This is a genomic window from Paludibacter propionicigenes WB4 (assembly GCF_000183135.1).
Classification (GTDB): Bacteria; Bacteroidota; Bacteroidia; order Bacteroidales; family Paludibacteraceae; genus Paludibacter; species Paludibacter propionicigenes.
On record NC_014734.1, the window covers coordinates 2,229,222 to 2,244,281 of the forward strand.

The following is a 15,060-nucleotide window of genomic DNA, read 5'->3' on the forward strand; positions in this document are numbered from 1 at the left end:
TTCGTCTGATTTCTCTCCTGCTAAGCAAGGAGATTCGGTAATATCAAAACTAATTCCCAGCATCAAAAAAGCCCCGTTCAATTTACTTGAACAGGGCTTTTGAATATGTATAAAAACAGAATTTTTATTTGTAATCTTCCCACTTGGTACCTAACATGCTACCTGTTTTGATAAACTCGTCGTGCATGCCGAAACAAGCCGAAAGGTTTTGAGGCGTATGTGTTCCGGTGGTCAGTTTCACGTACTCGCTCAGCATTTCTCTGTATTCAGGAGCCACACAGTTGGCAATGATTTCTTCGGCACGCTGAATTGGCGATTTACCACGAAGATCGGCAATACCATGTTCGGTAATGATTACGTTCACCGAGTGTTCGTTTTGGTCAACGTGCGATACCATCGGTACGATTGAACTGATTTTTCCACCCTTGGCAGTAGCCGGCGTAGTGAAAATAGAGATATAAGCATTGCGGGTAAAGTCGCCCGAACCACCGATACCGTTCATCATTTTAGAACCCAACACGTGCGTACTGTTTACGTTTCCGAAAATATCGGCTTCCAATGCCGTATTGATAGTAATTAAGCCTAAACGACGTGCAACTTCAGGGTTGTTAGATATTTCCTGAGGGCGAAGCACCAATTTATCGCGGAAGAAATCCAAGTCGGCATAAATTGACTGCAACACCGGAGTGGTCACAGTAAGCGAACAACCGCTGGCAAACTTCACATTACCCTCGCGGATAAGGCTGATAACTGCATCCTGAATTACTTCGGTGTACATTTCGAAAGGTGGAATATCCGGATTTGCTCCCAAAGAAGCCATAACAGCATTCGCTATATTTCCCACACCCGACTGGATAGGTAAAAATTCGGCAGGAATCCTACCCGATTTGATTTCGTCAACCAGGAACAACGCAACATTGTTTCCGATTTGATCTGTAACCGCATCAGTTGGAGTAAAACCACCCACTTCGTCGTTGCGCTCTGTTTCAACCACACATAAAATTTTCTTAGGATCAACTTTCAACACTGTAGAACCAATACGATCTGATGGTTTGTAAACCGGAATTTCTTTACGGTGAGGAGGATCCAACGGTTGATAAACATCATGAAATCCGCGAAGCTCTTTCGGATGGTTGTGATTCAATTCTACGATGATAAAATCGGCCAACTGAGCAATAGTTGGAGAAATACCTACACCCGAAGTAAGAACCAATTCGCCATCGGCAGTAATGTCACAAACCTCAATAATAGCAAATTTTGGTTTCGGCATAAATCCATAACGTAATTCCTGCGCCAATACCGAAAGGTGCATGTCGAAGTAAGGAGCACGGTCGGCATTCAGAGCAGTACGCAAGTCTTTGTTAGACTGATAAGGTGTGCGGAACAGAATGGCATTGGCACGAGCCAAAGCACCGTCCAATGAGTCGCCGGTAGAAGCTCCGGTGTACATACCTATTTTAAACTCTTTACCCTCAGCATGAAATGCTTCAGCACGTTTGGCAATCGCTGTTGGAACTTCTTTTGGACATCCTGCAGGTGTAAAACCGCTAAATCCGATAACGTCGCCGTTGTTTACATAGCTTGCTGCCTCTTCGGCAGTAACAAATTTATACGTATTATGCATGACTTTTTGATTTACAATTGATAATCCTACGATTTACAATTGATTATGTTTGAATATGTTAGTTTGATTTTATGCCAAAAAACCGAAATACAGACCTTATCCGGAATTCGAGCGCAAAATTACCAAATATATTTTGATTGACATTGTAATTGCAGCACTAATTACTGAAAAATTTCTGTAATTAAAGATATGATTCACAACAGCTCCAAATAAGGAAGTAAAAGCGGAATGATAATTATTATTGATATGTTTTTTTTACATAGTTCATACTAGTTTTAAATAGGAGATATAAGACTAAGAACACATAGCATTATCCCGAATACGTGATAATTTCAGACTGAGTAGGAGTATCGTCAGATACTTTTACTATGTGACCTAAGTCTTTTTATCTCATAATTTCTATGTGTGCTATTGTGCTAAAATATACCATTAAATACCAGCAACTACTTATATCAAATTTATCCGAAAAAGGCTTTACATAAAAATGGTTATTCCAAAAAAAATGCGGATATTTGTACTTGCTAAAATTAGCATAAATATACAATAGTAAAACAAGAATTATCTACTTATGAACGCAAACGACATTCGACAGTTAGAGCCTGCAGCGCTCTGGCAAAACTTCTATAATCTAACCAGAGTACCACGCCCTTCGCACAAAAAAGAAGAAATCGGTCTTTTCCTCGAAAACTTCGGAAAATCACTCGGATTAGAAACCCTCCGCGACGAAATTGGCAATGTGCTGGTTCGCAAACCGGCCACCCCGGGCATGGAAAACCGCAAAGCAGTGGTTCTGCAAGCCCACATGGACATGGTACCCCAAAAGAACAGTAACGTAACACATGATTTTCAGACAGACCCCATTGATGCACACATCGATGGCGAGTGGGTTACTGCTAGCGATACTACCCTCGGTGCCGACAACGGAATAGGACTGGCAGCAGCTATGTCTGTTTTGCAATCGAAAGATATACCACATCCCGCTATCGAAATGTTTGTAACTGTTGACGAGGAAACGGGCATGTTTGGTGCCTTTGGTCTGCAGCCCAATTTTCTGAAAGGTGACATTCTGATAAATATGGACTCCGAAGACGAAGGCGAACTGTATGTGGGTTGCGCCGGGGGTATTGACGGAGATATCACATTCCGCTATACCGAAGTTGAAATTGAAGAAGGCGATGTGGCTTTGAAGATTTCGCTCACCGGACTCAAAGGCGGTCACTCCGGTGTGGACATTCACTTACAACGGGCTAATGCCAACAAGTTAATGTTCCGCTTCCTGAAAGATGCTGTGTCCGACTACGAAGCCCGACTGGCAAGCATAGACGGAGGTAGCCTGCGCAATGCCATTCCGCGTGAAGCATTTGCCGTTATCACTGTTCCCGAAGAGGGAGTTGAAGATATCATTGAATTCGTAAAAGAATACGAAGAACTCTTCATTGAAGAATTTAAAGGAGTGGAGGACAAAATCTCGTTCACGGTCGAACAGGTTGAGCTTCCTACAGGGTTAATTCCCGAAGTAGTTCAGGATGACTTAATCAACAGCATCACAGCATGCCCTAACGGCGTTGCACGTTTTATCCCCGAACTGCCGACCGTGGTAGAAACCTCGAATAATCTGGCTATCGTAAAATCCGACGGAAGCACCATCACTGTACGTTGTTTGATTCGTAGCTCGGTTGAGTCGCGCAAAGAGGAACTGGCATCGATGGTAGAGAGTGTATTCAGTCTGGCTGGTGCAAAAGTCGCGCTGGTAGGCGGATACCCAGGCTGGAAACCAAACCTGGAATCGCCCATATTAAAAGAAATGATCAAAGTATATGAAAACAAATACGGCATTACCCCAAAAATAATGATAATACATGCCGGATTGGAGTGTGGTATTCTTGGAACTCATTATCCGAAAATGGATATGATTTCATTCGGACCAACCATCCGCTACCCACATTCGCCCGACGAAAAAGTAAACATCGCTACTGTTCAGAAATTCTGGGATTTCTTAGTGGCAACATTAGAAAATATACCATTAAAGTAGGACTTAAGATTGGTGTGAGTATTAGATTATAAAAGATGGTGAACCACGGTAAAGGGTCACTATCTTTTTATAATATTCTTTTAGCAGAGGGTATTGGTATCGGATTATTTGTTTTTAAAAATTCTATAAATTGAGAGGGCAATATATTAGTAATAATCTTTAAAAAAGGAGGAAAGATGCGGAGATTTAGCTTGTTTATAAGCGTAATGCTTTGTTTTGTTATTTGTTCAGAGACGTATGCCGACTTTTTGTTTTTCAAAAGCAAAAAGAAGGAAGTGAAAAAAGAGGCAGTTGCCGATAAACCGGCAGCTAAAGGACCAAAGCCATACAGGCAGGTAATAACCAATAAAGCCAAGACAACATCGGGGTTGTTTATGGTTCATAAGGTAGATAACAGTTATTTCTTCGAAATTCCTGATTCTGTATTAAATCGGGATTTATTGGTGGTAAACCGTATTTCTAAATCGGCAGCCGATATCAGAAAAGGCTTTTCAGGCTATGCCGGCGACGAAATTGGAGAAAACGTCATCCGCTTTGAGAAAGGGCCGAACGACAAATTGTTCATGAAGTCTATTTCCTATTCAGAGCAATCAAAAGATTCATCGGGCATGTTCTTCTCTGTACTCAAATCAAATGTACAACCAATAGTAGGGGCATTTGATATAAAAGCATACAAAAAAGACTCCGTATCCAAAGCTCAAAGCTCTGTTATAGAAATCACCGATTTTGCCAACGGCGATAATTCAATTTGGTTTTTTGACGAAAGAGTGAAAAGGAACTTTTCACTGGATAGAGTTATACCCGATCGTAGTTATATTGATACGATCAGATCATTCCCTACAAATGTAGAGGTGAGAACGGTAAAAACGTATATGCAAAAACCGGAAACACCGTCAGGAATAACGCCCGATCCGGTTACGTATGAACTAAATACGTCTATCGTAATTTTGCCCAAGGTATTGATGAAACCACGCTACGCTGACCCCAGAGTAGGTTATTTCACAGCAAATTATACCGATTTTGATAAAAATCCGCAGGGAGTTGAGCAAATATCCATGATTTCACGATGGAGACTGGAACCAAAAGACGAAGATATAGAAAAATACAAAAAAGGTGAGCTGGTAGAACCCAAAAAGCCGATTGTCTTTTATATTGATCCGACTACACCGAAAAAATGGATTCCTTTTTTGATACAAGGAGTAAACGATTGGCAAAAGGCTTTTGAAAAAGCAGGATTTAAAAATGCCATCTACGCTCTTGAAGCTCCCAAAGATTCAAGCTGGAGTATCGATGACGCACGGCATTCGGCCATTGTGTATAAACCATCCAGTATTTCCAACGCCAGCGGTCCGCATGTACACGACCCACGTACCGGAGAGATTCTGGAAACACATATAAATTGGTATCACAACGTGATGGAAATCCTTCATGACTGGTATTTCGTACAAACTGCGGCAATTGATACTGCGGCACGTAAAATGCATTTTAGCGATGAACTGATGGGACAATTAATTCGATTTGTTTCATCTCACGAAGTAGGACATACACTTGGTCTGCGTCACAACTTCGGTTCTTCCAGCACCGTCCCCGTTGAAAAACTTCGCGACAAGGCATGGGTGGAAGCTAATGGACACACACCTTCCATTATGGATTATGCGCGCTTCAACTATGTTGCTCAACCCGAAGATCACGTTGGACCTGCTGGTATATTTCCGCGAATTGGCATTTATGATGACTGGTCAATAGAATGGGGCTATAAATGGCTACCCGAATTTAAGACTCCGCAAGATGAAATTCCTTATTTGAATAAAAGGGTGATTGAAAAACTGAATTCCGATAAGCGATTTACTTTTGGCACAGAAATGGACCCGAACGATCCTCGCAACCAAAGCGAAGATCTGGGCGATAATTCAATGAAAGCCAGCACTTATGGAATCAAAAATCTGCAACGTATTTTACCAAATTTGCTTGATTGGACTAAAGAACCAAATAAGGATTACAGCAATACTACGAAAATGTATACGCAGATTATAAGCCAGTTTGGACGTTATATGCTTCATGTTACTAAAAATGTAGCCGGCATTTACAGCACTCCAAAACGAGTGGAACAACCGGGTGCATTGTATGAATTCGTTCCTGCAGCAACTCAAAAGGAAGCATTGGCATTTCTGAGCGTTCAATTATTCAATACTCCTGCATGGTTAGTAAATAAAGATATAATTGAAAAATTGGATGTTAATCCTGTTACCTCAATAGGAAGTATCCAGCGTACAGTCGTTCAACGATTGATCAGTAAAAACACATTTGATAAAATGTTACAGAATGAGTCCTTTAACGGTAGCACAGCTTTTACACCGCTTCAATTGCTTGATTATTTGAAAAAAAGTATTTGGAGTGAACTTGGAACCGGTAAAAATGTAGATATATATCGACGCAACCTGCAAAAATTTTACATTGACGCATTGCTTGATCTGGCAAATAATGCCGGTGGAGTTCGCGCTGCCTTGCAGCCTGCAGGCACATCTCGTAGTGCTTCCGATGCAAGTGGTATTGCCCGCATTCATTTACTGACGTTGAAATCTGAAATAGCTAAAGCTTCAGTTGTAAGTTCCGGTGTTACCAAGGCACACTTTGTTGATCTGCTTGCCCTCATCAACGACACACTAGACCCCAAAAAATAATATAAATATAAATTTAAAAATAAGTATATGATTAAAAAAGCACTTTTGTTAGTAGTGATTGTTTTGAGCTGTAGCTTTACCTTTGCTCAAGAAGTGAAAGTTCCAGCCGCTAAAGTTGACTCTTTCAATTTTACAGTAGTAAAACAAAACAAAATCACATCAGTAAAAAATCAGGCCAGCTCAGGTACTTGCTGGAGTTTTTCCGGCCTAGGATTCTTTGAAGCTGAGTTGCTTCGAATGGGAAAGCCGGAAGTTGATTTGTCTGAAATGTTCGTGGTTCATCACTCTTACTCGGATAAAGCCGATAAATATGTTAGAATGAACGGAACTTCTAATTTTGGAGGCGGAGGTTCGTTCTACGATGTGGTATACGTACTTAAAAACTACGGTATTGTTCCAGAAACACTTATGACCGGATTAAATTATGGTGAAGAAAAACATAAACATGGTGAGTTGGATGCGTTGACATCTGCCTATGTGAAGGTTATTGTTTCTAATCCCAACAAAAAGCTTTCTACAGCTTGGAAAGCCGGATTTGATGGAATTCTGGATGCCTATCTGGGTCAAACCCCAAAAGAGTTTACTGTAGCCGGTAAGAAGTTCACTCCACAAAGCTACGAACAATCTTTAGGATTAAACTTAGATGATTATGTATCATTGACCTCGTTTACTCACCATCCATTCTACACTAAGTTTGCCATAGAAATTCCTGATAACTGGCGCAATGACGAATCGTATAATTTACCGCTTAATGAGTTTATGCAGGTATTTGATAATGCTATCGACAAAGGATACTGCATTGCATGGGCGTCGGACGTAAGCGAAAAAGGATTTACCCGCAACGGTATAGCTGTTGACCCTGAAGTGAAAGTGGCTAATTTACCCGGCACCGATCAGGCAAAATGGTTGAATATATCGCAAAAAGAGATGGAGGAAAAAATCTACAAAGTACAAGGTCCTCAACCCGAAGTAAAAGTAACTCCGGAAATTCGTCAGGCTGGTTTTGACAACTATCAGACAACCGATGACCATGGTATGGTTATTTTCGGAACGGCTAAAGATCAGAACGGAACGAAGTATTATCTGGTAAAAAATTCGTGGGGAACTGATTCAAAATACAAAGGAATCTGGTATGCCAGCGAAGCATTTGTAATGCACAAAACCATTGATATTCTAGTTCACAAAGATGCAGTACCAAAAGAAATTCTGAAAAAACTGGGAATTAAATAAATTCTCATTTTTCTTATAAAAAAACAGGCTCTCCAATATTGGAAAGCCTGTTTTTTTATCTGGCAAGAGAGAGATTTCTCCTTTTAATATGCATGGTCATCGCCATTCACATCTTCAATATCGATTCTCTTTTTTTCCATCGAACGCCAGGCAATAAATATATAAACCAGTACTATCGGAATAAGAAGAGATACCAGTGACATAGCTTTCAGCGTGAAGAAACTGGAAGATGAATTGAAAATAGTAAGAGAGCTCTGAAGATTTACAGAAGGATAATAAGCAGTATTATTATAACCTGCCACCAACAGCAAACTACAAACTGTCACGATAGTTCCAACTCCGGCAAACCAGATTCCTTTTTTGAACTTAGGTGAAATCCAGGTAGCTATTACACCAAACAAAACAGCCACTACACCTAATAAAAACAACACCAAAACTATTGGCATTTCCATTAGGTTGGTAAAGTATTTATATTTTTCCATCGATACAACTCCGGTTGAAGCATCAACGGCAAAACCTTCGGAGAAAAGTGTCCAAATAACAAAAACAAGGAAGAACACCACGAAAGGAATAGCATTATACCACAGGTATTTTCTGGATCGGGCTTCTAGTACTTCATGATTCAATCTATTGATAAAAAACAAAACTGCAAGAGAACGTGCCAGAAAGAAAACGGCAAATCCAAGCATCCAGTTTCGAAGATTAAATAGTGCATCCAACCCATGCCACTCGTTACCCCACGAACTGATAACCGGTGCCAGTTGTACCGTAATGTTGCTTTTGTTTACAATGAAATCAGAACCGGTAAAGAATGTAGCAATAGCTGCACCAATTAAGAATGTACCCAACAATCCGTTAGCAAAAAGAAAAGCACGATAGGTTGTGGTTCCAAACACATTGCCCGGTTTCGACTGAAATTCGTAGGAAACAGCCTGAAGTATAAAACAGAACAAAATTGCCATCCAGACCCAGTAAGCTCCACCAAAACTTGTAGAATAAAACAAAGGAAAAGATGCGAAGAATGCGCCTCCAAAAGTTACCAGCGTTGTAAATGTAAATTCCCATTTTCGTCCTAGCGTGTTCACCAGTAAACGCCTTTCATCCTCTGTTTTAGAGAGCGAAAATAACAACGATTGCCCGCCTTGAACAAAAAGTAAAAATGCCAAAATTCCACCAAGAAGTGATATCAGAAACCACCAGTAGTGTTGTAAAAATGAATATGTTATCATAATATTTTATTTTTTTGATTGTAAGAATGTACTTGTATCAATGAACTTCCGGTCCTTGTTTTATCTGTTTAAGCATGATGCGTATTTCGGCAATCAACAAAGCTGTAAACAGAATTAAGAACAAAAAGAAAGTAATCTTTACCGAATAAGTTGATATATTGGAAATGGCTGCGTTCAATGGCAGAACATCCTGAATTGCCCACGGTTGGCGACCAACCTCAGCAACAGCCCAACCCAACTGACCGGCAACATATCCAAGCGGAATACTCCACAAACAAATCCGGAGCAACCAGCCATACTTTTCAATTTGTTTCTTATAACTAAAGAAAAGTACCAGTCCAAACAATGCAATAAAATAAAAACCTAAAGCCACCATCAGGTGAAATGAATAATATATAGTCGGCACATTAGGAATTAAATTCTCGGCTTTATCAATATATCCATAACCAAAGTGTGCATAATTTTCTTTCAGTTGAGCCTTATGCATTTTTGCAGCTGCAGTATCTTTGGCAGCAACAGCTTTTTGATAATCGGATAAAGATTGAATAGCCGCTTTTCCTCGTGTATGTTTTTCCTCGAAAGATAATGCTGTACCTTTCGGAGTCTGATAACCTCCATCAATAATATCCTTAACTCCCGGAACAAATGCATTCACATCGCGATAAGCCAGAATGGATAACATGGACGGAATTTCTACTTTAAATAAATAAGGATTGACAGAATCATTATAAGCTTTCTTTTCGGGATTCAGAACACCCACAGCCACTAATCCCGCACCTGCTTTCCCTTCATAGAGGCCTTCCATTGCTGCCAGTTTCATTGGTTGACGCTGAGCCACATTGTAGGCAGAACCATCACCGGTATAAGCAATAAGTAATGAAGATACAAGTCCAAAAATGGCTCCAACCTTTATACTTTTAAGAGCAAAATCAACATCTCTTTTCTTGAGCAGAAACCATGAGCTAACACCCACTACAAATAAACCTCCCAGCACCCAACCGGATAGTACTGTGTGGAAAAATTTATTAATCGCCACTGGCGAAAGCAGGATACTCCAAAAGTCAATCATCTCGTTACGAACTGTATCCGGATTAAACTCCATACCTACCGGATATTGCATCCATGCATTGGCAACCAAAATCCATAATGCCGAAATGGTAGCTCCAAGCACTGTGAGCCAGGTAGATGCCAGGTGAAATTTCTTACTGACCTTTTTCCACCCGAAAAACATGATAGAGATAAAAGTTGCTTCCATAAAGAAAGCCACAATAGCTTCAATAGCCAGTGGAGCACCAAAAATATCGCCCACAAACCAGCTGTAGTTTGACCAGTTGGTACCAAACTCAAATTCCAGAATGATACCGGTAGCTACTCCAATCGCAAAGTTTACACCAAAAAGAGTCATCCAAAATTTGGTGGCTTTTTTCCAGGCTTCATCACCTGTTTTCACATACAAACTTTCCATTACCGACATGATAACGCCCAACCCGAGGGTTAATGGAACAAAAAGCCAGTGATACATGGCAGTCATGGCAAATTGCGCCCTCGACCAATCTACTAACGTTGCATCCAATAGATTCATAATTTTTTAAAGTATTTGATAATTGTTTGAAAATTATTGATAGAGTATCAAAAAGTATAAAGTGACAATGTTTGAGTTACGCAGTATTTTAGTCGGTTCTGTCTATCAGTTCCTGGCGAACGTGATTTGATCTGCTTTCGTCAGTCTTGAAATTTGTTTTCAGATAATTGGGGAAAAAGAAAACCTTCAGTATTGCAAACATAATAAAAAGTTTAATAAGCACTAACAACCATAAAGTTTTACCTACAGTCATACCCCTGAAGCCGTCACGATAAAATGTCACCAAATTTTGTAAAAAGGAAGGAGTCTTCATCTGATTTGGATGTGATGTTGATCAATAGAAGTTTTCGATTACAAAAATATCAATAAATTTGATATAATTACAAAACCGTACTTAATTTTATTTGCATTTTACTCCAAAAAATGTTTTTTTGTTGAAAAGTGCTGTCAAATCTGCTGTGGAGCATATCAATAACAAAAAAAACATCGAAAGAATATGTTCTCCCGACATTTTTTTATGAATAAATTCCCTGACGATGAATTACAATCTTGACCCTTTCGTCACTAATATTTTATCGATACGCTGTCCGTCTTTATCAATAACTTCGAGTGTATAGGATTCTATCGTAACTGTGTCTCCGATGTTGGGAAGGTTATTGAATTTATAAATAAAGAATCCGGCTATTGTTACAAAATCACCGTCAATCTCTTCTTCCATTTCAATATCAAAATAGCGCAAGAATTCCGCAAATGAATATTGTCCATCGACAAACCAACTACTGTCATCGCGCACTGTTATCTGATATTCATCCTGATTATGTTCTGTTACATCGCCAATAAGCGCATCTACCACATCATCCATAGTCACAATTCCCTTTGTTGAACCATATTCATCTACCACTATCCCATAATGCATGCGTTTAGCCTTAAACATTTCCAATACTTTGTAGGCGTATGTTCCTTCGGTAAGATATAATGGCTCCTTGATGAAGTTTTTTAAATCAAAATCCTGTTCAATTGAAGGAGTAAACAAATCTTTGAGTAAAACAATGCCGGTAACTTTATCAATATCATCTTCGCTGCAAACCGGATATGCCGAATGTTTCTCGGCTGTAATTTTTTGCCTTACTGTTTGCAAACCATCTGTTTCGACAAAAAAAACAATGTCATTTTTGTGAGTGTACAATGAATTTACTCTCCTGTCGCCAAGCTCAAAAACCCGCTCTACAATATCCTGTTCAATGTTCTGAATCTCGCCTCCCTCAGCGCTTTCTTTTATAATCGACTTTATTTCTTCTTCAGACACTCTACTTTCCATCGTATTTTTAATTCCCAATACCTTAAGGATAATGTCGTTGGAAATGGTAAGCAACCAAACAAAAGGGGAAGTAATAACCGACAACATTTTCATTGGTTTGGCCAGAAAAATAGCAATAGGTTCGGGAAATGCAAGTCCTAAACGCTTAGGGAGCAATTCTCCAAGCACAATAGACAAGTATGTAACAACTATAACTATAATTACCACTGCCAGGTCGTGCGCGTAAGGGCTTAGAACGTCAACGTGAGTCAGATACAGTTCCACATCGTGGGTGAGACTCGCGCCACTGTACACCCCCAGCAATATCCCGATAAGCGTAATGCCAATCTGAACTGTTGAAAGAAATTTGGTAGGATTTTCTGATAAATCTAAAGCTGTTTTAGCTCCGGCACTGCCTTTTTTCTTAGCACTCTCAAGTTTAAACTTTCGGGCCGAAACCAACGACATCTCCGACATTGAAAATATGCCGTTCAAAAGAATGAGCGCAATAATAATAACTATTTCCATTTATCTGATTAAAACTTATATTCCTAAAACACTTGTAAAAAATCGATTTTCCTACATGGGAATTAATCTGCAGTAAAACCAAGACAAAATATACTGAGACAAAAATCAATAGACCGTCTCTAACAAGGACAAAAGAACGATTTCATTTTCAATACTATATCACACACTTTCCATCCTGTTGTGCAAATATACTTAACTTTTACTGATAATCCAATCTCTCAGAAATAAAAATAAGCTTGATGACCAAGATGAATAAAAAAACCGTCGAAAGAAAGAATTCTTCCGACGGTTATTATCAATTTTGTAATGCGGTCTTAGTTTCCAATTTCAGAAAGAAACTTGATACGAACTAAACGAACTTCCGTTTCGCTGTAATCGTCTTCTCCAAGGTCATCCAAAGCAGCATCTATTTTATCTGTTTCGGCCGAACTGAAATAATCAAAAATTTCATCAATATGATCGGGATCCATAACTTCATTCAGGAAATAATCGATGTTGATTTTTGTACCGGAATATACGATAGCTTCAATTTCGTCTAGTAATTCTGAAATTTCCAATCCTTTGGAAAGTGCAATATCATCAAGGGCTATTTTACGGTCGATAGCCTGAATAATAGACACTTTCAATTTAGATTTATTGGCAACTGTACGAACGCGCAAATCCTCGGGACGAATAATCTCGTTTTCCTTTACGTGCTCTTTTATCACTTTCAGAAATTCCTCTCCATAACGCTTAGCCTTACCTGCACCTACACCCGGAATGTTTTGCAATTCGTCCATGGTAATAGGATAGCTGGTTGCCATCGCTTCAAGTGAAGGATCCTGAAAAATCACAAACGGAGGAACTTCCAGTTTCTTCGAAAGTTTCTTTCTCAGATCTTTCAAAATAGAAAACAGAACGTCATCGGCAGCACAAGTTCCACCACTGTTTTTCCCGCCTACATTGGTTTCTTCTTCCTCATCATCAAACTCGTTATCCTTAACAATCGGGAATGGCTGAGGTTTTTTCAAATAGGCTTTACCACTGGCGGTGAGCTTCAGGAGTCCGTAATTTTCAATATCCTTCGATATAAATCCGGCAATCATAGCCTGACGAATGACTGCATGCAACAATCGCTCATCTTCATCCGATGCCGAACTAAAATTATCTAGGTCATTGTGTTGATAAGATTTTACATCGGATGTTTCATTTCCTTTCAAAATATCAACAATATGTTCTGCTTTGAATTTTTCTTTTACTAATAAAATAGTTTCCAATACGAGCGACAATAATTCTTGTCCTTCAATAAATTTCCGTGGTTTCATACAGTTATCACAGCATCCGCAGTTTTCCTCCATATATTCTTCTCCAAAATAGTGAAGCAACAATTTCCGTCGACAAACGGAGGATTCAGCATAGGCTTGTGTTTCCAATAATAATTGATTGCCAATTTCTTGCTCGGCAACGGGCTTACCTTGCATAAATTTGCGTAGTTTGTCTAAATCTTTATAAGCATAAAATGCTATGCATTGGCCTTCGCCCCCATCACGACCGCCACGTCCCGTTTCCTGATAGTAACCTTCCAGGCTTTTAGGCATATCGTAATGCAACACATAGCGTACATCGGGTTTATCAATACCCATTCCAAAAGCAATTGTGGCTACAATTACTTCTGCCTTCTCCATCAGGAAACTGTCCTGATTCTGGCTTCTTACGGCAGAGTCCATTCCGGCATGATAAGGAAGCACAGAAATCCCATTCATGCGGAGTGTTTCTGATAATTCTTCCACTTTCTTACGGCTCAGGCAGTAAATTATGCCCGACTTACCGGCTTGTGAACGAATATATTTGATAATATCTTTATCCACATTGTTCGTCTTCGGACGAACCTCGTAATATAAATTGGCACGATTGAACGACGATTTGAAAACCGTAGCGTTAAGCATACCCAGATTCTTCTGAATATCGTGTTGCACTTTCGGAGTTGCTGTTGCCGTAAGGGCAATAAGCGGTGCAGCACCAATGTCATTTATTATCGGACGAATGCGTCTGTATTCAGGACGGAAATCGTGTCCCCATTCAGAGATACAGTGAGCTTCGTCTACAGCATAGAAAGAGATTTTAAGTTGTTTTAGAAACTCAATATTTTCTTCTTTCGTGAGCGATTCAGGAGCTACATACAATAATTTGGTCTTGCCCGATAAAATATCATTTTTTACCTGATCAATAGCTTGTTTTGTCAACGATGAATTGATAAAGTGCGCAATACCATCTTCTTCACTGAAATTTCGCATTGCATCCACCTGATTCTTCATCAAGGCAATAAGCGGAGAAATAACAATAGCAGTTCCTTCCATCAATAACGACGGAAGTTGATAACACAATGACTTCCCTCCACCGGTTGGCATTAATACAAAGGTGTCCTTACCATCAAGTACATTTTGAATAATTGCCTCCTGATTTCCTTTAAAATTATCGAACCCGAAGTTCTTTTTCAACTGCGTAGTTAATGCAGATAATTTGGCCATATCAGTTTCTTGCGTAAAAAATGAATGCGAAAGTAGTATTTATTGTCGAAATACAAGCAAGTTATAAAATGTTTTTTTACTGTTTATTGTAAATAAACTCTAATTATTCATCTTGCCTGTCATGTTTTTATCAAGCAAAAATAGAAACATGTTTTAAATATACAACATCTTTTGAAAAAAAAATCAGGATCTTAACTAATCAACTTCTCCAGCAATTGATTTAATGCTGTTATTCTCTCTAAATTATGGAGTTATAAGTCAAGCACTATCTCTAAAAACTTTGCAAAAAAAGTCAAAACCTTCAATAAAAACTATTACCTTACCCAATTCTCTAATTTTTATCATAGGCA

Annotated in this window: 9 protein-coding genes; 3 read left to right on the forward strand and 6 right to left on the reverse strand. The window is 39.2% G+C overall.

The window, feature by feature from the left end:
• Positions 1-124: 124 nt before the first annotated feature.
• Positions 125-1,624: a butyryl-CoA:acetate CoA transferase gene (locus PALPR_RS09265; protein WP_013445360.1), complete on the reverse strand. Its 1,500-nt coding sequence runs from the start codon at positions 1,622-1,624 to the stop codon at positions 125-127.
• Positions 1,625-2,192: 568 nt separating this feature from the next.
• Between PALPR_RS09265 and PALPR_RS09270 the strand changes: the two genes are divergently transcribed.
• The 3 genes from PALPR_RS09270 to PALPR_RS09280 all read left to right on the forward strand — a co-directional run bounded on the left by PALPR_RS09270 (position 2,193) and on the right by PALPR_RS09280 (position 7,567).
• Positions 2,193-3,656: an aminoacyl-histidine dipeptidase gene (locus PALPR_RS09270; RefSeq protein ID WP_013445361.1), complete on the forward strand. Its 1,464-nt coding sequence runs from the start codon at positions 2,193-2,195 to the stop codon at positions 3,654-3,656.
• Positions 3,657-3,832: 176 nt separating this feature from the next.
• Positions 3,833-6,337, forward strand: coding sequence for a zinc-dependent metalloprotease (locus tag PALPR_RS09275; protein WP_013445362.1), 2,505 nt, complete (start codon positions 3,833-3,835; stop codon positions 6,335-6,337).
• Between the two features lie 30 nt (positions 6,338-6,367).
• Entirely contained in the window at positions 6,368-7,567 is a 1,200-nt protein-coding gene (locus PALPR_RS09280; RefSeq protein WP_041620861.1) for a C1 family peptidase, read from the forward strand.
• Between the two features lie 83 nt (positions 7,568-7,650).
• On the opposite strand, the gene PALPR_RS09285 is transcribed toward PALPR_RS09280, so the two are convergent.
• The 5 genes from PALPR_RS09285 to recQ form a co-directional block, all read right to left on the reverse strand.
• Positions 7,651-8,796 carry a cytochrome d ubiquinol oxidase subunit II gene (locus tag PALPR_RS09285; RefSeq protein ID WP_013445364.1) on the reverse strand — a complete coding sequence of 382 codons (1,146 nt, stop codon included), beginning with the start codon at positions 8,794-8,796 and terminating at the stop codon, positions 7,651-7,653.
• Positions 8,797-8,833: 37 nt separating this feature from the next.
• Entirely contained in the window at positions 8,834-10,381 is a 1,548-nt protein-coding gene (locus tag PALPR_RS09290; protein WP_041620359.1) for a cytochrome ubiquinol oxidase subunit I, read from the reverse strand.
• 85 nt (positions 10,382-10,466) lie between these two features.
• Positions 10,467-10,691 carry a DUF4492 domain-containing protein gene (locus tag PALPR_RS09295; protein ID WP_013445366.1) on the reverse strand — a complete coding sequence of 75 codons (225 nt, stop codon included), beginning with the start codon at positions 10,689-10,691 and terminating at the stop codon, positions 10,467-10,469.
• Between the two features lie 228 nt (positions 10,692-10,919).
• Entirely contained in the window at positions 10,920-12,203 is a 1,284-nt protein-coding gene (locus PALPR_RS09300) for a hemolysin family protein (RefSeq protein ID WP_013445367.1), read from the reverse strand.
• Positions 12,204-12,517: 314 nt separating this feature from the next.
• Positions 12,518-14,710 carry a DNA helicase RecQ gene (recQ, locus tag PALPR_RS09305; RefSeq protein WP_013445368.1) on the reverse strand — a complete coding sequence of 731 codons (2,193 nt, stop codon included), beginning with the start codon at positions 14,708-14,710 and terminating at the stop codon, positions 12,518-12,520.
• Positions 14,711-15,060: the final 350 nt, after the last annotated feature.

Bases quoted from the DNA above. Each gene is read 5' to 3' on its own strand.
- PALPR_RS09275 (WP_013445362.1), top strand. From the start codon at position 3,833: ATGCGGAGATTTAGCTTGTTTATAAGCGTAATGCTTTGTTTTGTTATT.
- PALPR_RS09295 (WP_013445366.1), bottom strand. From the start codon at position 10,691: ATGAAGACTCCTTCCTTTTTACAAAATTTGGTGACATTTTATCGTGAC.
- PALPR_RS09285 (WP_013445364.1), bottom strand. From the start codon at position 8,796: ATGATAACATATTCATTTTTACAACACTACTGGTGGTTTCTGATATCA.
- recQ (WP_013445368.1), bottom strand. From the start codon at position 14,710: ATGGCCAAATTATCTGCATTAACTACGCAGTTGAAAAAGAACTTCGGG.
- PALPR_RS09300 (WP_013445367.1), bottom strand. From the start codon at position 12,203: ATGGAAATAGTTATTATTATTGCGCTCATTCTTTTGAACGGCATATTT.
- PALPR_RS09265 (WP_013445360.1), bottom strand. From the start codon at position 1,624: ATGCATAATACGTATAAATTTGTTACTGCCGAAGAGGCAGCAAGCTAT.
- PALPR_RS09270 (WP_013445361.1), top strand. From the start codon at position 2,193: ATGAACGCAAACGACATTCGACAGTTAGAGCCTGCAGCGCTCTGGCAA.